The sequence below is a fragment of the Marinobacter alexandrii genome, assembly GCF_005871205.1.
Taxonomy (GTDB): Bacteria; Pseudomonadota; Gammaproteobacteria; order Pseudomonadales; family Oleiphilaceae; genus Marinobacter; species Marinobacter alexandrii.
Map to the genome: position 1 here is coordinate 498,533 of NZ_SWKM01000013.1, position 26,559 is coordinate 525,091.

The window sequence follows — 26,559 nt, forward strand, 5'->3', positions numbered from 1 at the left end:
GAACCGGGCCGAACAACCGCAGCGAGTGCGACTGCCCTGCCCGCTCCGGGCCGACCGTCAGGCCGGCGCCACCCTCACGGCGCGCTGGCGCTGCATCAGGAACGCCAGTACGGCGAGGCCGATACCGGCCAGATCGGTCCAGATTCCACCTTCAATCATCATCAACGCGGCAACGATGAGCAGCACGCGGGTTACCCAGGGCGCCGACACCCGGGCAAACCAGCCCAGCACACCACCGGACAACATGTACACGCCGAAGGTGGCAGTCACCAGGGCCCGTGCAATCTCGAACCAGCTGGCATCCATCAACAGCGCACTGTTGTAGAAGAACATGAACGGAACGATGAACGCGGCAATCCCGATACGGAACGAGGCTACCGAGGTTTCCATGGCGTTGGCACCGGAGATACCGGCCGCCGCGTAGGACGCCAGCGCCACCGGCGGCGTGATCGCCGACACCACCGCAAAGTAGAACACGAAGAAGTGCGCGGTGAGCGGTTCAATGCCCAGCTGGACCAGACCCGGCGCAACTACTGACGCTGCGACGGCGTAGGCGGCCGTGGTCGGCATGCCCATACCCAGCAGAATCGAGATGAACATGGCAAAGATCAGCGCCAGCAGGTTACTGGCAGCAGCCACATCCAGAAGCAGCACCGAGAAGCGCGCACCGACACCGGTCAGGGAGATAACGCCAACGATAATGCCGGCGGCAGCACACACGACAATGATCTGAACCGCCATGTAGGACGCGATCTCAAAGGCCCTGAGGATGGACTTGAGACCCATCTTGTGAGGCGAGATCCAGCTCACCACTGCGGCAGACACCGTCGCCAGAGTACCGGCCCGAATCACCGAGTATCCCTGGAACAGGGCCACAATCAGGATAACAATCGGAATAAACAGATAGGCCTGTTTGGCCAGCCGCTTCAGGTTCGGCAGCTCGTCCTCGCGCATGCCGCGCATGCCCAGCTTCTTGGCTTCAAAATCCACCATGAAGTACACCGACGCGAAATACAGAATAGCGGGGATAATCGCGGCAATGGCAATTTCGGTGTACGGGATGCCGGTAATTTCGGCCATGATGAACGCGCCCGCGCCCATGATCGGCGGCATGATCTGGCCACCGGTGGAGGCGGCTGCTTCCACCGCGCCAGCGGATTTCTTGCTGTAGCCCACCTTCTTCATCAGCGGGATGGTCAGCGACCCGGTCGATACTACGTTACCGGCACTGGTGCCGTTGATCATGCCCATCAGGCCGGAGGCGAAGATGGCAACCTTGGCCGGGCCACCACGGGAGCGACCGGCGGCGGCAAAGGCAAAGTTCACAAAGTAGTCACCCACTTTTGAGGCCTGCAGAAAGGCCGCAAAAATGATGAACAGGATGATGTAGGTGGACGATACCGCCGTGGTCGGCCCAAGGATGCCGGCGTCGGTATAGACCTGACTGAAGAAACGCTGAACCGACAGCCCGGGATACCCCAGAAACCCGGGCAGGTACGGGCCGGCGAAGACGTAAACGAGAAACACCAGGCCGATAATCACCAGGGCCATTCCGGCCACCCGGCGGGTCAGCTCCATGATCAGGGCCGTACCAGCAATGGCTGCAAACGAGATGCCGATAGGCGCAAACGAGGTGCCCGTGGACATGCGCATGGTGGTGTTATAAACCACCAGGAAATAGGCCGCGACGGCAATGGAGCACACGATCAGAACCAGATCAGGTACGCTGAACCGGGAGCGCTCGCGCTGGTGGAACCAGGACATGACGACACCAAGTCCGGTGGCCGCCAGCAGGGGCCAGCCAAAATGCCAGGTTTCCAGTTCCACCGGGATCCGCAGGGTACCGCCCTGCACCATCTGATAGAACGAGAACGTCTGGTACAACGCGTACAATGCCGGAAGCAGCGCTGCTGCACCGAACCAGGTGGTCCAGCGGTGACGGGCTGAACCCTCTTCAGCAGAAACAAAACGGGCGCCGGCAAACAGTATAAAGCCCAGCACCAGCGCACCCGCGATGTGTACGATCCGGAACGACCAGGTTTCCAGCGGTGCGATGTTCAGAGAGTACAAATGGAACGCCGAATAGACAATGGCCAACAACGTTACGAATTTCAGGAGTCCGCCTTCGAACAGCCGGCGGTTGGCCTCAACCGGCTCCTCGTCCACATCGTGCGCCAGCATATGGTCTTCTTCAGGCATGGCCGTGTCGGCAGACTGGGGATGGTCGGTTTTGGAAGTGTGTTCTGTGGTCATGATAAACCCTGCTTACAGGAATACTGTCGTCGGCCTGAAGCCGACGGCATCCAGGGCGGGCCACCTAAGCGGCCCGCCCTGTCGGCGATGGTTACTGCTTGATGCTGCCGTCTTCGATCGGGTAACCGTTCTCGTTGAACCAGCGAGCGGCACCCGGATGCCAGGGCAGTACGTTGTTCTTGCTGTAGTTCTCAGGAACCGAGTTGCGAGCTGCCTTATGGATGGAGACCATCTTGTCGTTGTTCTCCATGGTCAGCTTGGTGATTTCGTACACGAAGCTCTCGGGCATGTCGCAGTTCACCATGGCGAAGTTCCACATGGACACCACGCGGGATGACTCGTTCAGGGACTGGTAGGTATCGGCCGGAATAGTGAACTCAGAGACCGGGAAGTTATCAGTGATCTTCTTGGCCTCGGCGTCGTTCATGCCAATGATGTTGACGTCGGTCTGTACTTCCAGCTGACTGACCGCCGGAATGGGGATACCAGCAGCAAAGGCCACTACATCAATCAGGCCATCCTGGAGCTGACCACCGAGGTCAGACCAGCTGCCGTTGCGGCGCTCGAAGTTTACGCCCAGGGTTTCCATCATCCGTGGGAAATAGGTATCGGAAGTTGAACCGGCCGGGCCGAAACCGATGGTGGCACCATCTGGAATCTCATCGATGGAAGTAATGCCGGAGCTGGTCAGTGCGGTAACCGAGAACGGCGTCTCGTACATCGGGAACATGGCACAGACATTATCCATGTTCATGCCCGGTGCCAGCGGACTTTTGCCCTCCATGGACTCACGAGCAGGGCCCATGGTAGTCAGGCCGAATTTCAGGTCGCCGGTGTGCACCAGCGCCATGTTCTGCATGGGGCCGCCGGTGATTTCAGCACCACCAGACACGCCCAGGTTCTCCGCAACAAAGTTGGCCCAACCCGAACCATAGGCGAAATAGGTGCCGCCCTGACTGGCGGTACCCACGGTAAAGCTCTCCGGCCATCCGGAACGGTCTTGCGCAAATGCGGTTGGTGCAACAACGAGAGTGGAGGCGAACGCGGCCGCCATCACGGCTTGGGTCTTCATAGAGGGTGCTCCCCGTTTCATTTTGTTTGTTGGGTGCTTATTAGAGCCATCAGAAAGACCAACGGCTTCAATCTAGACAGCAAGGAGCAGACCAGTTAATAAAAATTCTTTAAAACCAACACTCTACTAAAACAAACGGGCTTTCCCTGCTGAAAAATGGGTGAATGTCCACCCATAAAATTCAAGCAATGGGTGGGTATTCACACTCAGTGTAGAACGGATTGGGAGACTCGTAAGGCCGGAGGTCGGGCTTGAGATTTACCATCGTCCCTGTAGGGTTGCCACCAGGCGACGGCCACCGGAGTCGTCCCGGTGCTCGCACAGGTAGATCCCCTGCCAGGTGCCCAGGGCCAGTCGGCCATGATTGACCGGCAGGATCAGTGAGGGGCCTATGAGGATAGTTTTGATGTGGGCAGGCATGTCGTCCGGCCCCTCCGCGACGTGCTGGTAGTGCGGCGCGTTCTCGGGAACCATGACGTTGAAATGCCGCTCCAGGTCGCCGCGGACATCGGGATCGGCATTTTCATTGACCGCCAGCGACGCCGAGGTGTGCTGCAAGAATAGATGCAGCAGCCCCACTTCGCAGTTGCTCAGGTTGGGCGCCCGGGCCAGGACTTCATTGGTTACCAGGTGGAACCCCCTTGGCAGAGGTTCCAGGTCAATAAATGTCTGATCCCAGATCATCGTTAGCCTCCCGTCATTTCTGGTTTTCGTCCCACGGGTGCACCGGCACCACATCATCGGCCAGGTCCGACTCATAACTGCTACGGAAATGCTTCATGGCGGCTTCGGCTTCACCCAGCTCGTCAAAGCGTGCGATGTGGTAAATCGCCTCGCCCTCGTTGACCAGCGGCAGGTTGTTGACGCAGATAACGATGCCAGAACAGGGTGACAGCACCGCGTTTTCTGACTCGCCAAACGGATCAGCCACCATCGCCAGCTTCTGGCCTTTCCGAACCCTCTGCCCGAGCCTCGCCACCGGGCGCATGATGCCGTCAATATCGGTGCGCACCCACTGGGAGTTGGCGGCAGTTTCCGAGCGCGACTTAGGGGCGCCCGGGCCCTTCTTGGCCGGAATCATTTCCAGCTCCCGCATCACTCGAATCACGCCTTTCACGCCGCTGGAGATAACCACCTCGTCGAACCGCAGGGCTTCGCCGCCCTCAAAGGTGATAACTGGAATGTCCTGGGAATCGGCGTAGGCCCGGAGGCTACCGTCCCGCAGACCGGCGTTGATGATGATGGGAGCACCAAAAGCCTCAGCCATGCGAATGGTTTCCGGGTTCTTCAGCTCGGCCCGAATCTGGGGCAGGTTGAAGCGGTGAATCGCGCCAGTGTGCAAATCGATAATGTGCGACACGTTCTCCATGATCTGGGTGCGCAAAAGGTAGGCGATGCGACCACCCAGCGAACCGGATTCAGTGCCTGGAAAACAACGGTTCAGATCCCGTCGGTCCGGCAGGTAGCGAGTGCGCTGTACGAAGCCGAAGATATTGACAATCGGCACCGCCACCAAAGTGCCCCGCAGATGACGCAGGGCCGAGTTCTTCAGTACGCGACGAACAATTTCCACGCCATTGATCTCATCGCCGTGAATGGCTCCACACACCATCAGGACCGGGCCGGCCCGACGGCCGTGCACCACCTCCACCGGGATATGCAGCGGCGTGTGGGTATACAGCTTGGCGACCGGTACTTCCACGGTGCGCCGGGTGCCGGCCTTTATCTCGTAATCGGCAATAACGAAGGGGGCGCGTGCTGCCATCTCAGCCGCCCCCGCCCTTGGTTCGGGTTTTCCAGGGCTTCTGGTTCTTTTCGGTCCAGTTGATGATCATGCCGGCAATGTTTTTGCCTGTGGCATTCTCAATCCCCTCCAGGCCCGGTGACGAATTCACTTCCATCACCAACGGCCCACGGCTCGACCGCAGCAAGTCGACACCGGCAACGTTCAGGCCCATGGACTTGGCGGCCATCACCGCAGTGCGACGCTCTTCTGGAGTAATACGCACCAGTGAAGCACTGCCACCGCGGTGCAGGTTGGAGCGGAATTCCCCTTCCGCGCCTTGACGCTTCATGGCGGCAATCACCTTGTCACCGATAACAAAGCAACGAATATCGGCACCGCCCGCCTCCTTGATGAACTCCTGCACCAGGATGTCGGCCTTTAGCCCCATAAACGCTTCGATCACACTTTCCGCAGCCTTACGGGTTTCCGCCAGCACCACACCAATGCCCTGGGTGCCTTGCAGCAGCTTGATGACTACGGGGGCGCCCCCCACCATTTTCAGCAGCTCGGGTACGTTGTCCGGCTTGTTAGCAAAGCCGGTCACCGGCATGCCTACGCCTTTCCGGGCCAACAACTGCAATGAACGCAGTTTGTCCCGGGAACGGGTAATGGCCACTGATTCGTTCAGGGGAAACACGCCCATCATTTCGAACTGGCGCAATACCGCCGTACCGTAAAAGGTAACCGAGGCGCCAATACGGGGAATGACCACGTCGTACTCTTCCAGCACTTCCTCGTGGTAATGGATCTGGGGCTTTGCCGAGGTAATATTCATGGAGCAATGCAGGCAATCAATCACCTGCACGTCGTGACCCCGATTGATGCCCTCTTCCACCAAACGACGGGTGGAGTACAGATTTTTGTTGCGCGACAACACCGCAATTTTCATTTCTCGGTCCTTAGCGCCGGCTCGCCGGCTAAATAAGAGGCTTCAGGGTAAATCATTGAGCGCCCGCCCATGGCGGTGCGCCCTAGTAGCATCCGGAATCGCATGGAATCCCGGTTGGTCAGCGTCATTTCAATCGGCCAGCTTTGATCCCCCACTACCAGCGTGGTTTCGATCACCAGCCGCAACTCCCTATGTCCACCCGAATCGGACACATCACGTTCATCCAGCACCTTGGCATCGCACTCCACCACCTGGTGCAGGTTGTTCTGGACCGGATGAACCCAAAATCGAACCCGGCGCTCGCCATTGGCGGTGTATGGTTCCGTGCGAAAGGTATGCAGGCACGAGGTACGGGCCCCGGTATCCACCTTCGCCTTGATCCGGCCAATATCCAGATCCGGCAGTGCGATCCACTCCCGCCAGCCCAGGGCAACCTTATTGTCGTTGGGTTTCGGGGGGATGGACTTGATCATCTCAACGGTCTTGGTCGACATCCAGCGGTTCCTTGTTAGCAGTGGTCTCCGGCCCCAGCAACTGCACCCGGAACGGCTCCGAATGACTGCCGGCGTAGATACTGGTGTGCGGGAATGGGATCTCGATACCATCCCGGTCCAGTGTCTGTTTGATTGCCACCATCATACTGCTGCGGCCATCCAGCACTTTGTCCTTGGGCACCCAAAAGGAAAACTGCAGGTCCACCGACGACGGACCAAACGCAGTTACCAGCACAAAGGGTTTTGGCTCTTCCAGGCAAACGGAGTTCTTTTCGGCCAATTTCAACAACAGCGCCTCAACTCGCTCTACATCTTCAGCGTAGGCAATACCCACAGTCAGGTCGAGCCGGCGAATAGGGAACCGGGACCGGTTCACCACCCGGGTCTTGATCAGGGTTTCATTCGGAATCCGGACGTACAGGTTGTCCGGCGTCCTCAGTTTCACGCTTAGCATGTCGATGCCAACTACCTCACCAATGGTGGCATCGGCCTCGATGACATCACCAATTTCAAAGGGTTTTTCCACCAGCAGGAACAACCCGCTGATCATATTGGAGGCCGAGGTCTGGGAAGCGAAACCAATGGCTACCGTCAGTATCCCGGCCGCGCCCAGAACCACATCGAGCGAAAACCCGGCCTCCCGAAGGGCTGCGACGGCAAACAACAGCACGATGACGTAAAAAACCAGCCGGCGCACCATGACCGTGTGATGTCGGGTGCTGCGCTGTTCCATGAACCTCGCTGCACTGCGGCCCGCCACGGAGCCCAACACCACACCCAGCACCAGCAGAAACAGCGAACTGGCCCATACCCCCCAGGCAATGTCGGTGAACACCGACATCACACCGGCCTGAATTTGTTCTAACAAAACGATGACTCCCTCATACGGGGTTAACCAAACATGCGATCAAAGGCGCGGACAAGACGGCCACGGGCAATGGGCTCACGGGCTGGCCCAACCTGCTTGCACGGCCCTGCCGCTGCCAACAACGACTGGTCCACGTTCAGACTGGCCGAATTCATTTCGGTTTCACACACAACCGTCACCCCGGGTGTCCAGAGCTGGCCCCGTTCATTCAGGTGCAGGGACAGCAACGGCGTCGGCAGGCTGAACCGCTCCAGCAACAGCGGCGCCGTCCGCTGGTTCACGATGGTGACTGGCGTGACCGCCCGCCACGGCCGCTTGGGCACTGCCTCCAACACCAACCGGGCAAAACTGGACGACGAATAGCACAGCTCCCCCTCCATGGTGTTGCGACCGACCCACGTGAGTGAAGGTGTTCCCAGCGGCACCTCGGTCAGAACCGTTTTCGTCTCGCCGACGCAGACCTTCATCCATACCACCGTGCCGACATAGATGACGCAGCGGCCACCGGCGGGGATCGTCAGCGGTTGAAAAGGGCGGATGACCGTGGGCAGGGACGCAACACCGGGAATAAAGGTAACGACATTGGAATCACCGGGGCGGATGAAACGCTGTAGCTCCACGTCAGACGACGGCAAGGTGTGCCCGATGCTCTGGGTCCAGGTAACGGGATCTGTCTCCGGCGCCCGAGTCTGGGAGCGAACCTGCCATTCCTGATCCAGAAGAGTCACCCAAAGACGCACTTGCCCCAGCTGATGATACTGGGTTTGCCCGGACGCCAGGGTGTACGGCTGAGCCCACACGCCGTCTTGCAGGCCTTCGGTTTGGGGTTCTATTTGTGCCACGGGACTCCTTCGCATCTCACTGGCAGATTTCACTCACTATAATCCAATCATGGCAGCTCAGCGAATATCCAAGTCTGTGATTTTATTGAATCCTTGGCATGTATTTACCCTTATGCCTGACTTTATAAATAAGGTACTCCAAATGTACCTCCAAGAGAGCAACGCGCGACAGGATTTCCCATGACACAGCTGGTCTGGTTTCGAAACGACCTCCGCACCGCCGACAACCCGGCGCTCACCGCCGCCTGCAAAGCCAAGAGCGGCGTGCACGCATGCTTCATCCTTACACCAGAACAGTGGCAGGAGCACGACTGGTCCCCGGCCCGGGTGCACTTTGTCATTGCCCACGCCAATGCGTTGGCCAAGGAACTTGCGCAACTGGGTATTCCGATGACCTTTATTAATACCAAGCGATTCAGCGACAGCATCGAATCCCTGACGCAGCTTTGTCGCGATAAAGGCATTGGCCATGTGCACTTCAACGAGGAATACGGGGTCAATGAGCGCCGCCGCGATAAGCAGTTGAAACAGGGACTGGACGCTGAGGACGTGGGAGTCTGTAAGTACCGGGATCAGACTGTGGCCCCGGTGGGTGACATCCTGAATCAGCAGGAAGAGCCATACTCGGTGTTCACGCCCTTTTCCCGCAGCTGGAAAAAATGGATCGATGTCGCCCAACCGACCGTGCTGCCAATTCCCGAAGCCCAAGGCAAGCCGGTGAAGGCGGCGCGTGTGGAGGAGATACCCAAGGCGTTTCGCGATGCCCCGCCCCCGCTGGTAGAAACCGGTGCAGATGCCGCCCATGACCAGTTGGAAAGTTTCCTCAGCGAACGCGCCGGTGCGTATAAAGAAGATCGTGATTTTCCGTCACTGGATGGTACCAGTCAGTTGTCGCCCTATCTGGCCAACGGCGTGTTATCTGGCCGGCAGTGCCTGTTGGCGGCGCGCCAGGCCCAGGGCATGGGCGGCAATCAGGAGGGCCTGACCACCTGGATCAGTGAAATTGCCTGGCGCGACTTCTACATCAACATTCTTTACCACTACCCGCGCGTGAGCATGCATCGGGCGTTCAAAACCGACACTGAAGCGCTGACGTGGAATGAACCCGGTGAGAAGTTCGAGGCCTGGAAAGAAGGCCGGACCGGAATCCCGATTGTCGACGCCGCCATGCGGCAGCTGAATGAAACCGGCTGGATGCACAATCGCCTGCGCATGGTGACCGCCATGTTCCTGACCAAGAACCTGTTCATCGACTGGCGCTTGGGCGAGGCCTATTTCATGTCCAAACTGGTGGACGGCTTCCTGGCATCAAACAACGGTGGCTGGCAATGGAGCGCGTCGACCGGCACCGATTCAGCGCCCTACTTCCGGGTGTTCAACCCAGTGACCCAGAGCGAGCGCTTTGATCCGAAGGGCTATTTCATCCGCCAGTGGGTGCCGGAACTGGCCAAGCTCGACAACAAGCGCATTCACGATCCCGGCAACAAAGGCGGGGTTATTCCGAAGGGGTATCCGCGACCGATCGTGGACCTGAAGGAAAGCCGGAAGGAGGCGATTGCCAAGTTTCAGGCGTTGAAGGATTAGATCAGACACAGCGTGGCAACAGACTGGAAGACTCTGCCAAAACACGCTGTGAATACGTCCCTGTACGCTCGGCTCCGCCATCCATGGCTCCGCACGGTTTTGGCAGAGTCTTCCAGTCTGTTGCTATCGGATCAGGGGGTACCACAGACTGGGCATTCAGGATCCCTCGCCAGTTTCATTTCGCGCCAAGCCATTTGCCAGGCATCAAGGATCAGCAACCGACCAACCATTGGCGTGCCGACACCGGAAATCACCTTGATGGCTTCCATGGCCTGGGCCGATCCGATCATGCCGACCAGGGGCGCGATTACACCGGCCTCGGAACAGGTCAGTTCCTCGTTGCCCTGCTCGGGATAGAGGCAGTGGTAACAAGGGCTCTGGTCATTCCGGGAATCATAGACCGAGAGCTGACCTTCGCCCCGAATCGCGGCACCAGATATCAGCGGCACCTTGGAGGCCACACAAGCCCGATTTATGGCGAACCGGGTCTGGAAGTTGTCACAGCAATCCACCACCAGACTCGCTTCTTCCACCTGCCGGGCCAGAGCATCGCCGTCCAGGCGCTGGTTAAGGGCGGTGACTGAAACCAACGGATTGATCCGCTGCACCCGGTTGGCCAGGGCTTCGGCCTTCGACTGCCCCAGTTCCGACTGTTCGAAGCCGATCTGGCGCTGGAGATTCGCCAGCTCAATGTCGTCGTCATCCACCAGGGTCAGTTGGCCCACGCCAGCCGCACCGAGATACAACGCCACCGGGCAGCCGAGACCGCCAGCGCCTATTACCAGCACCCGAGCGGATTTCAGCGCCGTCTGACCCGCCACATCAAAACTGGGCATCAGAATCTGTCGGCTATAGCGCAGCAGCTCGTCATCACTGAGCATGTCGCTCTCCTCTCTGCTGATCCGATTTTGTTAAGCCACCGGGGCAACGCCCCAGTGTCATCCGATCACGGTCACCGTAGTCTTTCCGGGATTCCACCGCCCAGAAACCTCTTGCCTCCAACAACGAGCGAACTGCGGGGGCCTGATCAAAACCGTGCTCCAGAAGCAGCCAGCCACCAGGCTCAAGCCAGTCTGGCGCCTGCTCCACAATCTGTCGGATATCGTCGAGACCGTCCACACCAGAGACCAGTGCGGACGACGGTTCAAATCGCACGTCACCTTCATGGAGATGATGATCGGTATTAGCAATATAGGGCGGGTTGGACACGATCAGCTCAAATTTTCCGGAATTAAGGCCGGAAAACCAGGAACTTTTCAGCACCTCAACCGACAGCCCAAGCTCTTGGGCGTTTCTGCGGGCCAGTGTCACTGCTTCGTCCACGCAGTCGCAGGCAGTTACCTGCCATTGTCGCTGTTCACTGGCCAACGCCAAGGCAATGGCACCCGTGCCGGTGCCCAGATCCAGAACCCGGGCCGCCGCCGGAAGCGGCAGGGACAACGCCGCTTCCACCAGGCACTCGGTGTCGGGACGGGGAATCAACGTTGAGGGGCTGACTAATAAAGGAAGAGACCAGAATTCCTGATGCCCCAGAAGATAGGCCACCGGCTTGCCGTCAGTGCGTTCGGACACCAGGGTATCGAATTCTGCCGCCTGATCGGCGGAAACCTCGCGTTCTGGCCAGGCCCGGAAGCTGGTCCGACTCAGGCCGGTAACGTGGCTGAGCAGCAGCTCCGCATCCAATCGGGGGCTGTCGCCGCCGATACGCTCGACGGCCTGACGCAACAGACTCTCACAACTCAGCGAGGTGTTACTGGTCATCAGCCAGCGACGCCAGCAATTCGGCCTGGTGCTCCTGCTGCAAGGGCACCAGCACCGCATCCAGATCACCGGATACCACTTCGTCCAGCTTATACAGCGTCAGGTTGATGCGGTGATCAGTCACCCGACCCTGGGGGAAGTTGTAGGTACGAATCCGTTCGGAGCGATCACCACTGCCAACCAGACTCTTGCGGGTTTCGGCCATGGATTTCTGCTGCCGTTCCAACTCGGCATTTTGCAGCCGGGACGCCAGGAAACTCAAGGCCTTGGCCCGGTTCTTGTGCTGCGACCGCTCTTCCTGACACTCAACCACGATTCCGGTGGGCAGGTGGGTAATCCGGATCGCAGAATCGGTCTTGTTTACGTGCTGACCACCGGCACCAGAGGCGCGGAAGGTATCAACCCGAAGGTCCGACTTGTTGATTTCTACCGCCTCGGCTTCGTCCGCCTCCGGCATAACCGCCACGGTGCAGGCGGAGGTGTGAATGCGGCCCTGGGATTCGGTTTCCGGTACCCGCTGAACCCGGTGAGCACCGGATTCAAACTTCAAGGCGCCGTATACGCCGTCGCCAGCAACCCGGGCAATGATTTCCTTATAACCGCCGTGCTCGCCTTCGCTTTCGCTGACAACTTCAACCTGCCAGCGGCGGCGCTCCGCATAGCGACTGTACATCCGGAACAGATCGCCGGCAAAAATAGCGGCTTCGTCGCCGCCAGTACCGGCCCGGATTTCCAGGAACACGCTTTTACCGTCGTTGGGGTCTTTTGGCAGCATCAGGCGCTGCAGCTCTTCGTCCAGTTCTTCGTTTTTCTGCCGGGCAACCGCCAGTTCATCCGCCGCCATTTCCCGCATATCGGCATCGCTGTCTTCAGCCAACTCTTTGGCCGCTTCGATGTCGTTCAGGGATTCACGCCAAGCTTCGAAGCAATGAACAATCGGCTCTATCTCGGCAAATTCACGGGACAGATCCCGAAACTGGCTCTGATTAGAAATAACGGACGCATCGCTGAGCAACGCGCTGACCTCCTCGAAGCGGTCAGAGAGCTGTTCGAGGCGAGATTGGATCGATGGTTTCATATTTTTTCCGGGGTGGTCGGCTCGTCTGCTTCCAGAACATCCAGCTGGTGCAATTCACGCAGCCATTCGGTCACCTCGGGACGTCCTTCGGTAGTGGCCTTGCGGACCTGTACCGACGGTTCATGCAGAAGTTTGTTGGTAAGACCACGAGCCAGACTGCGCAACACCGTTTCCGGATCGCCTCCGTTGCGGAGAGTACGCAGGGCTTTTTCGGTTTCCACATCGCGCAGGACTTCGGCGCGTTGGCGGAATTGCTTGAGCGTTGATACAGCATCCAGTGCGCGGAGCTGGTTGAGAAAATCCTGAACCCCGGAGGCGACCAGGTTTTCAGCTTCCCGGGCCGCGCCCTCACGGGACCGGATATTTTCTTCAATGACCTGACGCAGGTCGTCGACGGTATACAGATAGACATCGTCCAGCGAGGCCACTTCCGGTTCAATATCCCGGGGAACAGCAATGTCCACCATGAAATAGGGCCTGTGCTTGCGCTTCTTTAACGCCCGCTCAACCGCACCCTTACCCAGAATGGGCAGCGGGCTTGCGGTTGAGGAAATGATGATATCAACGTCGGCCAGGTGTTCCGGGATTTCCGACAGCAGAATGCCCTTACCACCATGCCGACCAGCCAGGGTCTGGGCCCGCTCCAGAGTACGGTTTGCCACCAGGAAATCCTGCACGCCGGCATCGGCCAGGTGCCGGGCCACCAGCTCAATGGTCTTGCCGGCACCGATCAGCAGGGCCTTGTTGCGGAACATGTCGGCAAAAATGTGGTGCGCCATGCTTACCGCAGCGTAAGCCACCGACACCGGGTTTTCGCCGATCGCAGTCTGGGTGCGTACCCGTTTCGCCACCGAGAACGCCTGCTCAAACATTCGAGACAGGAAGGCGCCGCTGGCGTTGTTTTCCCGCGCCAGGGCATAGGCATCTTTCAACTGCCCGAGGATCTGGGGTTCGCCCAGCACCATGGAATCAAGCCCTGCTGCTACCCGCATCACATGCCGGACCGCCTCGGCATCCCGATAGACATACAGCGACTGTTCCAGCTCGGAGCAGTCGAGATCGTGAAAGCCCGCCAGCCAGCGCAGCACCGACGGCGCGCAGTCGTCATCACCCGCCAGGTACAGCTCCGTGCGGTTACAGGTAGAAAGAATGGCCGCCTCAGTAGCACCAGACGCCGCCCGCAATTCGGCAAAGGCGTGCGCCATGTGCTCCGGTGTGAACGCCACGCGCTCGCGCAGCTCTACCGGAGCTGTACGATGATTGATTCCGAGCGTTACCAGTGCCATGTCTTGGTTGTACAACCTTATGCCAACAGGGGTTAATGTCAGACATTTTAACGACCAGCGCCCTCCGCTGCCACCTTAATGCCGGAACGCTGCGGCAAGTGCGGACAGGTTGGGCAAGATCAGGCGCTTATGCCATTATAGGGAACCGGCCACGGCCGCGAGCCGATCCAGCTCAAACCAGCGGCGGGTTGGCGTCAATCTCTGATGAGCTGTCGACAGAATCACGGGAAGTTGCATGCAAAGATCCGCACCCTTACTGGCCACCTGCCTGCTAGGCCTCTCCCTCGCCGGTTGTGCCAGCCTGAATGGCTCCGGGGAAACCACCAGCACTGAAGCCCAAGCCGCCCCCGAGGTAAAACCCGCCAGTGAGGCGAGCATTGAGTATGCCGACTTCGAGCCGGACGTTCTTTATCTCCTTCTTACCGGTGAGATTGCCGCTCAGCGCGGCCGCTACGACGTCACCCTGGTGAACTACCTGAAGGCAGCCCAGAAGTCTCGGGATAAAGGCGTCATCGAACGCGCCATGCGCATTGCCCAATCCCTCAATGGCGACAACGCCCAGAGGCAACTCGCTGAACTGTGGCTGGAGGTCGATCCCGACAATCTGCAGGCCCTGCGGGTATCCGCCATCCAGGCCATCAAGCGCAACGAACTGAATACTGCGCTAGGCCACATGGAAAAAATCATGAACCAGGGAGGCGATGCTGATTTCGACAGCCTTGCCGCCATGGCCGGCAATCTCCCTCCGGAACAGCAGCAAGAACTACTGCAGCTATATAAGGAGATGGCGGAGCGCTACCCGAATTCTCCCGAACTCGAATACAGCATTTCACTGCTATTAAAAGTAACCGGCGATCCTGGTCAGGCCCTGAACCGACTGACCCCGCTGCTGGACGAGCACCCCAACTTCCAGCCAGCGATTATTCTCAGAGGCGACCTGCTCTATCAGGAAAATGCCCAGAAGCAGGCGCTTGATTACCTGATGACCAACACCCGCCGCTTCCCGAACAACCGCCGCATGGGCACACTTTATGGCCGCATGCTGTTGGGCGAGGGCGAATTGCAGGCCGCCCAGGACGAATTCAAGCGCCTGGTGCAGCAGTACCCGAACACTCCGGGCCTTCGTTTGTCACACGCCCTGGTTGCCATGGAAAACGGCCAGACTGATCTGGCCAGACAGGAACTGAATCGCCTGATCCAGCAGGGGCACCACGCCAACGAAGCCAACTATTACCTGGGGCGGCTGGAAGACGAGGCCGGCAATATCCAGCAGGCCATCAGCTATTATCAGAGCGTTGCCCAGGGCAACTACTATTTCCCGGCACTGGCGCGCACCAGCGAGCTTTTGGCCGAAGAAGATCGACTGGACGATGCCGTTGCCAATATTCGCAGCCTGAAAGGCGCCAACCCGCAACAAGCCGAGAACTTCTGGCTGCTGGAAGTGAACCTGCTGCTGGACCAGAACCGCAATCAGTCCGCCCTGGAAACTGCCACCGAGGCACTGGACGAATTCCCCGGCAATATCCAGATTCGCTACGCCCGAGCCATGATGCTGGACACCCTGGATCAGCCGGGACGCGCCGAGAAAGACCTCAAGCACATCATCGACGAGGATCCGGGCAATGCGGTCGCCCTCAATGCCCTGGGTTACATCCTGACCACCCGAACCGATCGCCTGAAGGAAGCCCGCAATTACATTGAGCGCGCCCTGGCCCTGGATCCGGAAAACCCCGCCATTCTCGACAGCATGGGCTGGGTCCTGTTCCGGGAAGGACAGCTGCAAACTGCCCTCGACTACCTGGCACGGGCCTGGTCCGCATTCCCCGATCCGGAAGTCGCTGCTCACTATGGTGAGGCGCTGTGGGTAAGCGGTGCCGAGGATCAGGCCCGCATCGTCTGGAAGGAAGGCCTGGAACAGGATGCTGACCACAGTGTTTTGCGGGAAACCATCGACCGGCTGACCGACAACGGTGATCTGTAATGCCACGAACGTACCGTTTATGGCTGTTACTGCCATTGATCGCCCTGCTTGGCGCCTGCACCACCATTGACCTGACCCCCCTGCCCGAGGGGATGACCGATCAGCCACCTGCTGGCTGGGCCAAGCGCAGTCAGCAACTGACCCGCTTCGACCACTGGCAGCTAATGGGCAAACTGGCAGTACGGCAACCTTCAGACAGCGGTACCGCGCTGATCAATCATTGGATCCAGCAGGGCGAAGCATACGACCTGGCCCTGTCGTCGTCATTCCTGGGTATGGGCAGCACCACGTTAAAGGGTGTGCCGGGGTTTATTGAACTGACGTTGCCCGGTGGCGACACCTACCGATCCGGCGAACCCGAAGCCCTGGTGGCCGCCGCCACCGGCTGGCAACTGCCCCTCAACCACCTGGTGTGGTGGATTCGGGGTCTGCCCGCCCCGGGCGACGATTTCCGTCTACTGTTTGATGACGCCAGCCAGTTGGCGATCATTCGCCAGGCCGGCTGGGAAATCCGCTACGACCGCTGGCAGCAATTCCTGCCAGACCACCCCACCCTGCCGGCGAAAATCACCGCCCTGAAAGACGACAAGCGGGTGCGATTAGTGGTCAGTGACTGGAACACCCTGGACACCAAGCCGTGACTAGCAGCATCACCCTGCCGGCGCCGGCGAAACTGAATCTGTTTCTGCATATTGTCGGGCGCCGGCCAGACGGCTACCACGAACTGCAAACCCTGTTTCAGTTCCTTGACCACGGCGACGACATCACCCTCACACTGACCCCCGAGCGCCCGGGCATTCGTCTTACCCAGGCCCTCGCCGACGTTCCCGACCAGGACAATCTGGTGCTGCGTGCGGCCGAGGCCCTGGCGAAACGGGCGGTCGCGCCCTTGCCCGGTGTCGACATCAGCATCATCAAACGCCTGCCCATGGGCGGTGGCCTGGGCGGCGGCAGCTCTGACGCCGCCACCACGCTGCTGGGCCTGAACCATCTCTGGCAGCTCGACCTCAGCATTGACGAGCTGGCACAACTGGGCCTGACACTTGGAGCTGACGTTCCGGTCTTTGTTCGTGGCCATGCCGCCTTTGGTGAGGGCGTGGGCGAAAAACTGACGCCGGCAACCCCGCCGGAAGACTGGTTCGTGGTTCTGAAACCCGGCTGCAACATCAACACCGGTAAGATTTTTTCCGATGAAGGGTTGACAAGGGACACCCCTAGAATCAAAATAGCGCCCGCTTTTGAGGGAGACGCCTCGAGGTACCGAAACGACTGTGAAGATGCGGTTCGAAGACTGTATCCTGAGGTCAACCAAAGCCTGGATTGGCTTGCACAATTCGGACCTGCAAGATTAACCGGAACCGGGGCTTGCATATTTGGACGTTTCCCTACAGAATCCGCAGCCCGGATTATCTGGGAAAGCAAACCCTCCGGCATCACGGGGTTCGTAGCTAAAGGGGTGAACTATTCGCCTCTACACAAAAAGCTGACAGAGCTGAAATGATGCCAAAAAAGCACGATACTGGGGTGTCGCCAAGTGGTAAGGCAACGGGTTTTGATCCCGTCATGCGCAGGTTCGAATCCTGCCACCCCAGCCACCTTTCTCCCGCTTCTTCTGAATCAAACGCCGATACTGAGAAGGATGCCGTCGTGTCCAAACTGATGATTTTTGCTGGCAACGCCAATCCTGAGCTTGCCAAAGACATCGCACAGAAACTCCACATTCCCATGGGCCAGGCTACTGTCGGTCGGTTCAGCGACGGTGAAACCACCGTTGAAATCAATGAGAATGTACGCGGCCATGATGTGTTCATCATCCAGCCGACCTGCTACCCCACCAACGATAACCTGATGGAACTGATTGTGATGGCCGACGCCCTTCGCCGGGCCTCCGCAACACGTGTCACTGCCGTTATCCCTTACTACGGGTATGCACGCCAGGATCGTCGGGTACGCTCTACCCGAGTTGCCATCAGCGCCAAGGTAGTAGCAGACATGATCTCCAGCATCGGCGTGGACCGTGTTCTGACCGTTGACCTGCACGCTGATCAGATTCAGGGCTTCTTCGACATTCCGGTGGACAACATCTACGCCACGCCGGTCATGCTCGAAGACATCGAGAAGCAGCGCTTTGAAAACTTCATCGTGGTTTCTCCCGACGTCGGCGGCGTTGTTCGCGCCCGTGCCGTCGCCAAGAAACTGGACGATGCCGACCTGGCCATCATCGACAAGCGTCGCCCGAAGGCGAACGTGTCCCAGGTCATGCACATCATCGGTGACGTTCGCGACAAGACCTGCATCCTGGTGGACGACATCATCGATACCGCCGGCACCCTGTGCAAAGCGGCCAACGCTCTGAAAGAGCATGGCGCAGCCCGGGTTGTGGCCTACATCACCCACCCGGTTCTGTCTGGCCCCGCGATTGATAACATCAACGCGTCGGATCTGGACGAACTGGTTGTCTGCGATACCATCCCGCTGGGTGACAAAGCCAAAAATTGTGATAGAATCCGCGTCCTCGGAATGGCCGGGCTGATGGCGGAGTCGATTCGCCGCGTCAGCAACGAAGAATCGATCAGTGCCATGTTCGAGAATGCCTAAGCGGGTTTAGCGCGCTAGCCCTCTGGCAAAACAAGCAGTTACCGAGTCGGGAGCCTAATCAGGCTCCCGACTCTTTTAGTCAGCCGGAAAAATCCGGCTTTTCAGAAACATCACCTGATCCAACGCCTGGTCGCGGGCAGTTCAGGTGACGATTGAGGTTATTACCATGTCTCAGGATTTTGTTATTGAAGCATTTCCTCGTGACGATCAGGGGAGAGGTGCGAGCCGCCGCCTGCGTCGTGAGGAACGGAAAATTCCAGCCATCATTTACGGTGGCAACAAGGAAGCAACCGCGATTTCCATCTGGCACAACGAGCTGAAGAAAGCTCTGGAAAACGAAGCGTTCTTCTCCCACGTTCTGACCGTTGAACTGGACGGCAAGAAAGAAAGCGTGATCCTGAAGGATCTGCAGCGTCATCCATACAAGCCCATCCTGACGCACGCTGACTTCCTGCGCGTAGACAAGGACCACGAAATCCACGTGAACGTACCGCTGCACTTCGTTAACGAAGAATCTGCACCGGCTATCAAGCTTCACGGCGGTGTGGCTAACCACCAGATCAACGAAGTTGAAGTGATCTGTCTGCCGCAGAACCTGCCTGAGTTCATCGAAGTGGACATGGCTGCGGTTGAAATGGACCAGGTTGTTCACCTGAGCGATCTGAAACTGCCGGAAGGCGTTCGTGTTGCTGCCCTGCTCCAGGGTGAAGATCACGACCTGCCGGTTGTCGCCATTCACAAGCCGCGCGGCGCGAAAGTCGACGAAGCGGAAGAAGGTGAAGAAGGCGAAGAAGGCGAAGAGAAGGAGTAATCACTCCGGGGGCAACGGCGAATGGCACAGGATATTGTCATGGTGGTCGGACTGGGTAACCCCGGTCCTGATTACGAGAATACCCGCCACAACGCCGGCGCCCTGTTCGTCGAAGCGCTGGCCCGCCATGCGGGCCAGACGCTCCGCCCCGAAAAGAAGTACCACGGACTCTATGCCCGCATTCAGTGGCAGGGACTCGACCTGCACTTGCTGAACCCCTCCACGTTTATGAACCGCAGCGGCCTGTCCATCAAGGCTCTGGCGGACTTTTTCAAGATTTCCCCCGAACAGATACTGGTTGCGCACGACGAACTCGACCTGCCCCCTGGCACTGCCAAACTGAAAAAAGGCGGTGGTCATGGTGGTCACAACGGTCTGCGGGATGCCATCGCGCACCTTGGCAGCAAGGAATTCCAGCGCCTACGATTGGGCATTGGTCATCCAGGCGATAGCCGCAAGGTGACCGGCTTCGTACTCGGCCGACTTGGCAAGAAAGAAACCGAGGAGCTGACCGCGGTCTTTGACGAGGTCATGCGGGTTCTGCCAGAGGCCGCCAGCGGTAAACTGGCCGCCGCCATGAACCGTCTGCACAGCTTCAAGCCTGCGCCCTGAGAGGGCATTTCCCCTTACTCGCACGTTCCGGCTGACACCGGTATAATCCGCCCACATTTTTTAGTACCAGCAGAGGCATTCCATGGGATTTAACTGCGGCATCGTCGGCCTTCCCAACGTCGGCAAATCCACCCTGTTCAACGCACTGACCAAATCTGGCATTGGCGCAGAGAACTTCCCGTTCTGCACCATCGAGCCCAATGCTGGTGTGGTAGCGATGCCGGATCCGCGCCTGAACAAGCTGTCCGAGATGGTCAAGCCAGAGCGCACGGTTCCGACCACCATGGAATTTGTCGACATCGCCGGCCTGGTTGCCGGGGCATCCAAGGGCGAAGGCCTGGGTAACCAGTTCCTGGCCAACATCCGCCAGACCGACGCCATTGCTCACGTGGTGCGCTGCTTCGAAGACGGCAACGTGATCCACGTGGCCAACAAGGTTGATCCGGCATCCGACATCGACGTGATCAACACCGAGCTGGCCCTGGCCGACCTGGACACCGTAGAGAAGGCCATCAAGCGCGTTCAACGCGTTGCCAAGAGCGGTGACAAGGAAGCCAAGGCCCAACTGGAGATGTTCGAAAAGCTGCTGCCCGTGCTGAACGAAGGCAAGCCGGTGCGCAGCATGAATCTGGATAAAGACCAGATGGCCCTGATCCGTGAGCTGTGCCTGCTCACGGTGAAGCCTACCATGTACATCGCCAACGTGAATGAAGACGGCTTCGAGAACAACCCGCACCTGGATACCGTGCGCGAGATTGCCGCTTCCGAGAACGCCGTTGTCGTCCCCATCTGCAACAAGCTGGAAGCCGAGATTTCTGAACTGGAAGACGAAGAAAAAGCCATGTTCCTGGACGAAATGGGCATGGAAGAGCCGGGACTGGACCGCGTTATTCGTGCTGGTTACGACCTGCTGGGCCTGCAGACCTACTTCACTGCCGGCGTGAAGGAAGTCCGCGCCTGGACCGTCCGTATCGGTGCCACTGCGCCCCAGGCCGCGGCCGTGATCCATACCGATTTCGAGCGTGGCTTCATCCGTGCCGAGATTGTGGGCTACAACGATTTCGTCCAGTTCAACGGCGAAGCCGGTGCCAAAGATGCCGGTAAATGGCGCCTGGAGGGCAAGGATTACATCGTTCAGGACGGCGACGTTATCCACTTCCGCTTCAACGTGTAACTTTTCAGGAAAAAGTCGGCCCCAAGCCTTGACAGGATGGGCCCAAATACTGAAAATACGCGCCTCGTTTAGGGCAACGCCCGGAACGAAATGGCAAGGTAGCTCAGTTGGTTAGAGCACAGCACTCATAATGCTGGGGTCGGCGGTTCGACTCCGCCCCTTGCTACCAGACTTCGAAAAGGGTCACGATTTTGGTCGTGGCCCTTTTTTTCGTCTGGTGATTTGTCTCCCGCAGAGACCCTAAGCAGGCTCACGGCATCTGGTGTTCAGGTGCGGTAGATAACGGGGCCGGCTTTCCAATAAGGTAGCCCTGTATTTTATCCACATTGAGCTCCCTCAGCATATTGAACTCTTCCTGAGTCTCCACTCCTTCAGCAACCACTTTCGCCCGGGCACGACGGGCGTAGGAGACAAGTGCGGCGGCAAGCGCCTGCTTCTTTTCGTCAATGTGAATATCACGAATCAACGTAAGATCCAGCTTGATGACGTCAACATCAAGTTCAAGGACGTGCTGAAACGTAGCGTAGCCTGCCCCCGCATCATCGATAGCGAGGCGGACTCCCATCTGTCTCAGATTATGGGCTGCCTCTCGAAGCTCAGAGTAGTTCACTATTCTGGAGTGCTCCGTTATTTCCAGGATGATGCGATGAGCGTCAAACCGATTAATCAGCCTCTCTGCTTCGCCGGACAGAATCAGCTCAGGGGAGGCGTTTACGCTCAGAAAGCACTGCTCAGGAAGCTTAAAAAGTTGGTCCAACGCCAATTTGATCGCCATCGACTCAAGGATTTCACGCTGCCCTACTTCAGCGGCTTCGCCAAACCAGACGTCTGGGGTGCGGTATGGCTCCGTTTTGAATCTGGCCAGAGCTTCATACCCGGCAATGGAAGCACTTGCCACAGACCAGATTGGCTGAAAATACATTTCGAACTGCTGCTTGGAGAGTAGATCACTCAGGCGTTGTCTAATTTCTTTGGTACGCAATTGGGCGTTTCGATAAGCTTCAATCCGGTCCGCTATAACACTTGCCACAAAACGAAGAATGGCAGGATCGCGCTGTTCCAGAGATCGATCGCTGGAGCGTTTCATACAGCACAAAGTGCCGTATAACTCGCCGCCTGAAAGATAGAGTGGAACACCAATATAGGAGCCGATAGAGAGTTCGTCAGTGATCGGCATTTTCCGTGTAATGGGATTGCGCGACGTATCTGAAATGATCGCTGGCAACTCACCTTCTGCGATTTTTTTGCAATAGGTGTCTTCATCTGCATGACAGAAAGAACCGGTCTGGGGGAGCTCAACGCCTTCTTTGCCATCAACGAAAACGGTGGTTCGAGACCCGTTTTCGAACTTACCGATGAACGCAATGTCCATGTCGAAGCTTTGGCGAAGCAACGACAGAAGACGGGACACCGAAACACTGACATCTATATCGAAAAACTCACTGGCAGGAACCATTTCCTGAGTGCCCATTGCAAAAACCCCATTTTATGCCTGTGTGACGACTACTATTTCTCTTACGATGCAATTTCCAAAATGTCCTGATACCGAGCTTAGATTAATCGCAAGAACATGCGACGAATCGCCCGGCGAAGGGTTTCCGTTAGCTGGCTGTCTCCGTGGGGACGCTCGAACACGCAGCGATAATACTCGGCAAAACGGCCAACCAATTGGCCATTGGACACCGCGATCTCACGCTCAATGCCTTCAGAGACACCGGTTCCTCATCCGTGCCCGGTGTTGCTATCCGTGGTTTACGAAATTTCTCCAGACTCACCGTATATCCGACTATAGTGCAGGAATCCACTAATTCCACTAGCGTCGCAAACAGCGAATATCTCACCCTGATATTATCGCTCGGACGGGATCACATTTATTCACAGCTGAAGCACACGAATCTGATATTCGCTTCCCAGGCCGCTGGCAAATTACACAACCTTTGACAATCGAAACCAGGCTATTGCGCTAGTATCGCACTTTGACTCCCTGAACTTTTTCCTGGTTAGTTCACATCATGCAATCGCGGCAAGCTGAGTCCCTTTTCCTGATCGTTCTGGTGGTGACGGTAAGCCTGCTTTCGGCCGGAAGCAGTCTGAAAACGGTCGCCGTCTCCCTGGCCTTGTTCGCAACCTGTCTGGCGGTGTTTTTCTACCCCTCAATTCTCGACTACCTGAAGCGTCGCCGCCGTGGCGATAGAGATGGTGGAGACTAACTCCAAGTACACCAAGCCCCGATGGGCTCAGAATGCCAGATAACGATAACCCAGCGGCCGCGGGCAGAGTACCCGGAAAGCGGATCAGTGGCCGCCTGCCCGGGACAGAACATTCAGCACGAACACTCCGGACACAATCAGCGCCATTCCAACCACTCCCCAGACATCCAGCTTCTGGTCGAACAATAGCCACCCCGCAGCCGCCACCAGCACAATGCCCAGGCCGGCCCAGATCGCGTAGGCGGTTCCCACCGGTATGCTTCGCAACGCCAGTGACAGGAGATAAAAGGCCACGCCATAGCCCACGACCACGATTACCGATGGCGCCAGCCGGGCAAAGCCATCACTCGCCTTGAGCGACGAAGTGGCCACCACTTCTGCGACAATCGCCAACGCCAGAAACACCCAATTTGTCATTCGTCGTCACCTCCGGAGGAATGGCGCGTCATTGTGCTGATTGGCTATCGGGATGTGAACCCCGACATTTCACTACCCGGCCCGATCCGCCAGCAGTCACCCTTCTCGCCGCCGTCAGAATGACATAAGCTCCGGTTTTACCCGAAGGAGTCCGTCATGCCCCAACCCAATGTTGTCGCCGGTTTGTCGCTGGATCGCCTCGAGCGTATTGCTAGTCACCTTGATGACAACTACATCAAGACTGGCAAATTGCCCGGGGCCGTTACCCTGGTGGCACGCCACGGGCAGGTGGTCTGGACCCACGCCCAGGGCTTGATGGACGTGGAGCGCAACAAGCCAGCCCGGAACGACACTATCTTCCGCATCTACTCCATGACCAAGCCGGTGACCTCCATCGCCATGATGCAGCTCTATGAGCAGGGGCGTTTCCTGCTGGACGATCCGGTGCACAAATACATCCCGACGTGGCGGAATCTGTCCGTCTACAAAGCTGGAAGCTGGCCCGACTTCGAGACCCAACCGGCGACCCGCGCCATGACCGTGCGGGACCTGCTCACCCATATGTCTGGCCTGACCTACGGGTTCCTGGAGCGCACCGAGGTTGATGCCGCCTACCGCCAGCTGAAACTGGATGGCAGTGGCACCCTGACCCTGGACAAGCTGGTCGACCGACTGGCCGACCTGCCATTGGAGTATTCACCCGGCACCGCCTGGAATTACTCGGTGTCGACCGATGTGCTCGGCTACCTGGTACAGAAGCTGTCCGATAAACCGCTCGACAACTACTTTCAGGAACACATCTTTGGCCCCCTGGGCATGACCGACACTGGTTTCCAGGTGCCTAAGGCTCAGTTGGATCGCTTTGCCGCCTGTTACCTGCACCAACCCGGCGACACCATGAAGCTTCAAGACGACCCGCAGCGCTCGCGCTACCTGAAAACACCCGGGTTCCTGTCCGGTGGTGGCGGGCTGGTGTCCACGATCACCGATTACCACCGGTTTGCCCAGGCCCTGTGCCAGGGGGGCGAGTATCAGGGCGAGCGCATCATCGGCCGGAAAACCCTGGAATTCATGCGCAGCAATCATTTGCCCGGCAATCAGGATCTGCCGGCGCTGTCGATTGGCGCTTTCAGCGAAACACCTTACGAGGGCAACGGCTTTGGCCTGGGTTTTTCAGTGAAAACCGACGTCGCCAAGTCCCACACCATTGGCTCCGTGGGAGAATACGGTTGGGGCGGCCTGGCCAGCACCAATTTCTTCGTCGATCCGGTGGAGGATCTGGTCGTGGTATTCATGACCCAGCTCATGCCCTCCTCTACCTACCCGATTCGCCAGGAACTGCGAGCAATGGTGCACGGCGCTCTCGTTTGACCGGTGTGACAATCCGGCCCATTCGACGATCTCAAACTCTGTGGCATACTGCTGGTCGACACCGATAACACCAACAAACCACAAGCAAGGAAGTTGCAATGAAACTCGAAACCCTGGCATTGCACGCGGGCTTCAGCGGAGACCCGACAACCAACGCTGCCACCACCCCAATCTACCAGACCACCTCCTACACTTTCGATGACACCCAACACGGTGCCGATCTGTTTGACCTGAAGGTGCAGGGAAACATCTACACCCGCATCATGAACCCCACCAACGGTGTTCTTGAGGAGCGCATGGCCCAGCTGGAAGGCGGCATTGGCGCGCTGGCCCTGGCATCCGGCATGGCGGCGATCACCTACGCCTTGCAAACCATCTGCAAGGTTGGCAATAACATCGTCAGCACCAGCCAGCTCTATGGTGGCACCTACAACCTGTTTGCCCACTCGCTGCCCAACCAGGGCATCGACTGCCGTATGGTCCCCCATGACGACTTTGACGCCGTAGAAAAGGCCATCAACGACAACACCCGCGCCCTGTTCTGCGAATCCATCGGCAACCCCGCCGGCAACGTGGTCGACATCCAGCGCTGGGCCGACATCGCCCATCGTCACGGCATCCCGCTGATCGTGGACAACACCGTCGCCACCCCGTTCCTGTGCCGTCCGTTCGAGCACGGTGCGGACATTGTTGTGCACTCCCTGACCAAATACATCGGCGGCCACGGCACCACGGTTGCCGGCATTGTGGTGGATTCCGGCAAGTTCGACTGGAAAGCCAGTGCCGCCAAGTTCCCGATGCTGAACGAGCCGGACCCGTCCTACCACGGCGTGGTATACACCGAAGCCCTGGGCCCGGCCGCGTTTATTGGTCGCTGTCGCGTGGTCCCGCTGCGCAACACTGGCGCCGCGCTGGCACCGTTCAACGCCTTCCTGATCATGCAGGGCCTGGAAACCCTGTCCCTGCGCATGGAGCGCCACTGCGAGAACGCGGAAAAAGTTGCCAACTTCCTGCAGCAGCATCCGTCTGTGGAATGGGTTAATTACGCGGCGCTGGCGAACAGCCCGTACAAGGCCTCCTGTGAGAAGATCTGCGGCGGCAAGGCCTCCGGCATTCTGAGCTTTGGCATCAAGGGCGGCCACCAGGCAGGGGCGAAGTTCATCGACGCCCTGCAGCTGATCTACCGCCTGGTCAACATTGGCGACGCCAAGTCCCTGGCCTGTCACCCGGCCTCCACCACCCACCGCCAGCTGAGCCCGGACGAACTCAAGAGCGCCGGCGTGAGTGAGGATCTGGTGCGGCTGTCCATCGGCATTGAACACGTCGATGACCTGATCGCCGACATCACCCAGGCCCTGGACGCTGCCCAGGCTTGATAAGCCGCTTCAACCCTGGCCGGGTACGACCAATGTCGTGCCCGGTACCCCCGTGATTGCCCCTATCTGCCTTGTAACTGGACCTTCCTGACATTA

Annotated in this window: 25 protein-coding genes and 2 tRNA genes; 13 read left to right on the top strand and 14 right to left on the bottom strand. The window is 58.4% G+C overall.

From position 1 onward, the window contains the following. Positions 1-57 precede the first annotated feature (57 nt). The 8 genes from FCS96_RS13260 to FCS96_RS13295 form a co-directional block, all read right to left on the bottom strand. Positions 58-2,253 (bottom strand): TRAP transporter permease, encoded by a 2,196-nt coding sequence (locus tag FCS96_RS13260; protein WP_138440853.1) that lies wholly within the window; start codon positions 2,251-2,253, stop codon positions 58-60. Positions 2,254-2,344: 91 nt separating this feature from the next. Beyond that, positions 2,345-3,325: a TAXI family TRAP transporter solute-binding subunit gene (locus FCS96_RS13265; protein ID WP_138440854.1), complete on the bottom strand. Its 981-nt coding sequence runs from the start codon at positions 3,323-3,325 to the stop codon at positions 2,345-2,347. 258 nt (positions 3,326-3,583) lie between these two features. Further along, on the bottom strand, positions 3,584-4,009 hold the full coding sequence (locus FCS96_RS13270; protein WP_138440855.1) for a secondary thiamine-phosphate synthase enzyme YjbQ: 426 nt from the start codon (positions 4,007-4,009) through the stop codon (positions 3,584-3,586). 13 nt (positions 4,010-4,022) lie between these two features. Then, positions 4,023-5,090, bottom strand: coding sequence for a succinylglutamate desuccinylase/aspartoacylase family protein (locus tag FCS96_RS13275; protein WP_138440856.1), 1,068 nt, complete (start codon positions 5,088-5,090; stop codon positions 4,023-4,025). Between the two features lies 1 nt (position 5,091). Beyond that, the gene (gene rimK / locus FCS96_RS13280) at positions 5,092-6,000 is read right to left on the bottom strand and encodes a 30S ribosomal protein S6--L-glutamate ligase (protein WP_138440857.1); all 909 of its coding nucleotides are present in this window, start codon (positions 5,998-6,000) and stop codon (positions 5,092-5,094) included. Next, on the bottom strand, positions 5,997-6,494 hold the full coding sequence (locus FCS96_RS13285) for an ATP-dependent zinc protease family protein (RefSeq protein ID WP_138440858.1): 498 nt from the start codon (positions 6,492-6,494) through the stop codon (positions 5,997-5,999). Before FCS96_RS13285 ends, rimK begins: the two co-directional genes overlap by 4 nt. Next, positions 6,475-7,335: a mechanosensitive ion channel family protein gene (locus FCS96_RS13290; protein ID WP_138440981.1), complete on the bottom strand. Its 861-nt coding sequence runs from the start codon at positions 7,333-7,335 to the stop codon at positions 6,475-6,477. The genes FCS96_RS13285 and FCS96_RS13290 overlap by 20 nt, the downstream gene beginning before the upstream one ends. A gap of 50 nt (positions 7,336-7,385) precedes the next feature. After that, positions 7,386-8,195, bottom strand: coding sequence for a hypothetical protein (locus tag FCS96_RS13295; protein ID WP_138440982.1), 810 nt, complete (start codon positions 8,193-8,195; stop codon positions 7,386-7,388). 189 nt (positions 8,196-8,384) lie between these two features. Between FCS96_RS13295 and phrB the strand changes: the two genes are divergently transcribed. Further along, positions 8,385-9,788, top strand: coding sequence for a deoxyribodipyrimidine photo-lyase (phrB, locus tag FCS96_RS13300; protein WP_138440859.1), 1,404 nt, complete (start codon positions 8,385-8,387; stop codon positions 9,786-9,788). A gap of 131 nt (positions 9,789-9,919) precedes the next feature. On the opposite strand, the gene FCS96_RS13305 is transcribed toward phrB, so the two are convergent. Genes FCS96_RS13305 through hemA form a run of 4 tightly spaced genes read right to left on the bottom strand, consistent with a single transcriptional unit; the run spans position 9,920 to position 13,913 of the window. Beyond that, a complete protein-coding gene (locus FCS96_RS13305) occupies positions 9,920-10,669 on the bottom strand; it encodes a HesA/MoeB/ThiF family protein (protein WP_138440860.1) in 750 nt (249 codons plus the stop codon). Beyond that, on the bottom strand, positions 10,659-11,549 hold the full coding sequence (gene prmC, locus FCS96_RS13310; RefSeq protein WP_138440861.1) for a peptide chain release factor N(5)-glutamine methyltransferase: 891 nt from the start codon (positions 11,547-11,549) through the stop codon (positions 10,659-10,661). The genes FCS96_RS13305 and prmC overlap by 11 nt, the downstream gene beginning before the upstream one ends. Further along, positions 11,539-12,627: a peptide chain release factor 1 gene (gene prfA / locus FCS96_RS13315; RefSeq protein ID WP_138440862.1), complete on the bottom strand. Its 1,089-nt coding sequence runs from the start codon at positions 12,625-12,627 to the stop codon at positions 11,539-11,541. Before prfA ends, prmC begins: the two co-directional genes overlap by 11 nt. Beyond that, entirely contained in the window at positions 12,624-13,913 is a 1,290-nt protein-coding gene (gene hemA, locus FCS96_RS13320) for a glutamyl-tRNA reductase (RefSeq protein WP_138440863.1), read from the bottom strand. The genes prfA and hemA overlap by 4 nt, the downstream gene beginning before the upstream one ends. A gap of 235 nt (positions 13,914-14,148) precedes the next feature. Between hemA and FCS96_RS13325 the strand changes: the two genes are divergently transcribed. From FCS96_RS13325 to FCS96_RS13365, 9 genes are all read left to right on the top strand, one after another. Continuing rightward, positions 14,149-15,894: a tetratricopeptide repeat protein gene (locus FCS96_RS13325; protein ID WP_138440864.1), complete on the top strand. Its 1,746-nt coding sequence runs from the start codon at positions 14,149-14,151 to the stop codon at positions 15,892-15,894. Then, positions 15,894-16,535, top strand: coding sequence for a lipoprotein insertase outer membrane protein LolB (lolB, locus tag FCS96_RS13330; RefSeq protein WP_138440865.1), 642 nt, complete (start codon positions 15,894-15,896; stop codon positions 16,533-16,535). Before FCS96_RS13325 ends, lolB begins: the two co-directional genes overlap by 1 nt. Then, positions 16,532-17,395 carry a 4-(cytidine 5'-diphospho)-2-C-methyl-D-erythritol kinase gene (gene ispE, locus FCS96_RS13335; protein WP_138440866.1) on the top strand — a complete coding sequence of 288 codons (864 nt, stop codon included), beginning with the start codon at positions 16,532-16,534 and terminating at the stop codon, positions 17,393-17,395. The genes lolB and ispE overlap by 4 nt, the downstream gene beginning before the upstream one ends. A 19-nt stretch (positions 17,396-17,414) precedes the next feature. Then, positions 17,415-17,489, top strand: a tRNA-Gln gene (locus tag FCS96_RS13340). A gap of 52 nt (positions 17,490-17,541) precedes the next feature. Next, positions 17,542-18,492, top strand: coding sequence for a ribose-phosphate pyrophosphokinase (locus FCS96_RS13345; RefSeq protein WP_041340382.1), 951 nt, complete (start codon positions 17,542-17,544; stop codon positions 18,490-18,492). Positions 18,493-18,658: 166 nt separating this feature from the next. After that, a complete protein-coding gene (locus FCS96_RS13350) occupies positions 18,659-19,303 on the top strand; it encodes a 50S ribosomal protein L25/general stress protein Ctc (protein ID WP_138440867.1) in 645 nt (214 codons plus the stop codon). 21 nt (positions 19,304-19,324) lie between these two features. Next, a complete protein-coding gene (gene pth, locus FCS96_RS13355) occupies positions 19,325-19,915 on the top strand; it encodes an aminoacyl-tRNA hydrolase (protein ID WP_138440868.1) in 591 nt (196 codons plus the stop codon). Positions 19,916-19,997: 82 nt separating this feature from the next. Beyond that, positions 19,998-21,089 carry a redox-regulated ATPase YchF gene (gene ychF, locus FCS96_RS13360; RefSeq protein ID WP_041340377.1) on the top strand — a complete coding sequence of 364 codons (1,092 nt, stop codon included), beginning with the start codon at positions 19,998-20,000 and terminating at the stop codon, positions 21,087-21,089. A 92-nt stretch (positions 21,090-21,181) separates the two neighbouring features. Next, a tRNA-Met gene (locus FCS96_RS13365) sits at positions 21,182-21,258 on the top strand. 81 nt (positions 21,259-21,339) lie between these two features. On the opposite strand, the gene FCS96_RS13370 is transcribed toward FCS96_RS13365, so the two are convergent. Beyond that, a complete protein-coding gene (locus FCS96_RS13370; RefSeq protein ID WP_138440869.1) occupies positions 21,340-22,560 on the bottom strand; it encodes a sensor domain-containing phosphodiesterase in 1,221 nt (406 codons plus the stop codon). 541 nt (positions 22,561-23,101) lie between these two features. Between FCS96_RS13370 and FCS96_RS13375 the strand changes: the two genes are divergently transcribed. Next, entirely contained in the window at positions 23,102-23,299 is a 198-nt protein-coding gene (locus FCS96_RS13375) for a hypothetical protein (protein ID WP_138440870.1), read from the top strand. Between the two features lie 84 nt (positions 23,300-23,383). Here the strand turns inward: FCS96_RS13375 and FCS96_RS13380 are convergent, their stop codons facing one another. Further along, entirely contained in the window at positions 23,384-23,716 is a 333-nt protein-coding gene (locus FCS96_RS13380) for a DMT family transporter (RefSeq protein ID WP_138440871.1), read from the bottom strand. A 156-nt stretch (positions 23,717-23,872) separates the two neighbouring features. On the opposite strand from FCS96_RS13380, the gene FCS96_RS13385 reads away from it, so the two are divergent. Together FCS96_RS13385 and FCS96_RS13390 are read left to right on the top strand one after the other, a co-directional pair. Next, a complete protein-coding gene (locus tag FCS96_RS13385; RefSeq protein ID WP_138440872.1) occupies positions 23,873-25,087 on the top strand; it encodes a serine hydrolase domain-containing protein in 1,215 nt (404 codons plus the stop codon). Positions 25,088-25,185: 98 nt separating this feature from the next. Beyond that, positions 25,186-26,463, top strand: coding sequence for an O-acetylhomoserine aminocarboxypropyltransferase/cysteine synthase family protein (locus FCS96_RS13390; RefSeq protein ID WP_138440873.1), 1,278 nt, complete (start codon positions 25,186-25,188; stop codon positions 26,461-26,463). The last annotated feature ends 96 nt before the right edge of the window (positions 26,464-26,559 follow it).

Coding starts and splice junctions, on each gene's coding strand:
- FCS96_RS13260 (WP_138440853.1), bottom strand. CDS start 2,253: ATGACCACAGAACACACTTCCAAAACCGACCATCCCCAGTCTGCCGAC.
- FCS96_RS13265 (WP_138440854.1), bottom strand. CDS start 3,325: ATGAAGACCCAAGCCGTGATGGCGGCCGCGTTCGCCTCCACTCTCGTT.
- FCS96_RS13270 (WP_138440855.1), bottom strand. CDS start 4,009: ATGATCTGGGATCAGACATTTATTGACCTGGAACCTCTGCCAAGGGGG.
- FCS96_RS13275 (WP_138440856.1), bottom strand. CDS start 5,090: ATGGCAGCACGCGCCCCCTTCGTTATTGCCGATTACGAGATAAAGGCC.
- rimK (WP_138440857.1), bottom strand. CDS start 6,000: ATGAAAATTGCGGTGTTGTCGCGCAACAAAAATCTGTACTCCACCCGT.
- FCS96_RS13285 (WP_138440858.1), bottom strand. CDS start 6,494: ATGTCGACCAAGACCGTTGAGATGATCAAGTCCATCCCCCCGAAACCC.
- FCS96_RS13290 (WP_138440981.1), bottom strand. CDS start 7,335: ATGTCGGTGTTCACCGACATTGCCTGGGGGGTATGGGCCAGTTCGCTG.
- phrB (WP_138440859.1), top strand. CDS start 8,385: ATGACACAGCTGGTCTGGTTTCGAAACGACCTCCGCACCGCCGACAAC.
- FCS96_RS13305 (WP_138440860.1), bottom strand. CDS start 10,669: ATGCTCAGTGATGACGAGCTGCTGCGCTATAGCCGACAGATTCTGATG.
- prmC (WP_138440861.1), bottom strand. CDS start 11,549: ATGACCAGTAACACCTCGCTGAGTTGTGAGAGTCTGTTGCGTCAGGCC.
- prfA (WP_138440862.1), bottom strand. CDS start 12,627: ATGAAACCATCGATCCAATCTCGCCTCGAACAGCTCTCTGACCGCTTC.
- hemA (WP_138440863.1), bottom strand. CDS start 13,913: ATGGCACTGGTAACGCTCGGAATCAATCATCGTACAGCTCCGGTAGAG.
- FCS96_RS13325 (WP_138440864.1), top strand. CDS start 14,149: ATGCAAAGATCCGCACCCTTACTGGCCACCTGCCTGCTAGGCCTCTCC.
- lolB (WP_138440865.1), top strand. CDS start 15,894: ATGCCACGAACGTACCGTTTATGGCTGTTACTGCCATTGATCGCCCTG.
- FCS96_RS13350 (WP_138440867.1), top strand. CDS start 18,659: ATGTCTCAGGATTTTGTTATTGAAGCATTTCCTCGTGACGATCAGGGG.
- pth (WP_138440868.1), top strand. CDS start 19,325: ATGGCACAGGATATTGTCATGGTGGTCGGACTGGGTAACCCCGGTCCT.
- ychF (WP_041340377.1), top strand. CDS start 19,998: ATGGGATTTAACTGCGGCATCGTCGGCCTTCCCAACGTCGGCAAATCC.
- FCS96_RS13370 (WP_138440869.1), bottom strand. CDS start 22,560: ATGGGCACTCAGGAAATGGTTCCTGCCAGTGAGTTTTTCGATATAGAT.
- FCS96_RS13375 (WP_138440870.1), top strand. CDS start 23,102: ATGCAATCGCGGCAAGCTGAGTCCCTTTTCCTGATCGTTCTGGTGGTG.
- FCS96_RS13380 (WP_138440871.1), bottom strand. CDS start 23,716: ATGACAAATTGGGTGTTTCTGGCGTTGGCGATTGTCGCAGAAGTGGTG.
- FCS96_RS13385 (WP_138440872.1), top strand. CDS start 23,873: ATGCCCCAACCCAATGTTGTCGCCGGTTTGTCGCTGGATCGCCTCGAG.
- FCS96_RS13390 (WP_138440873.1), top strand. CDS start 25,186: ATGAAACTCGAAACCCTGGCATTGCACGCGGGCTTCAGCGGAGACCCG.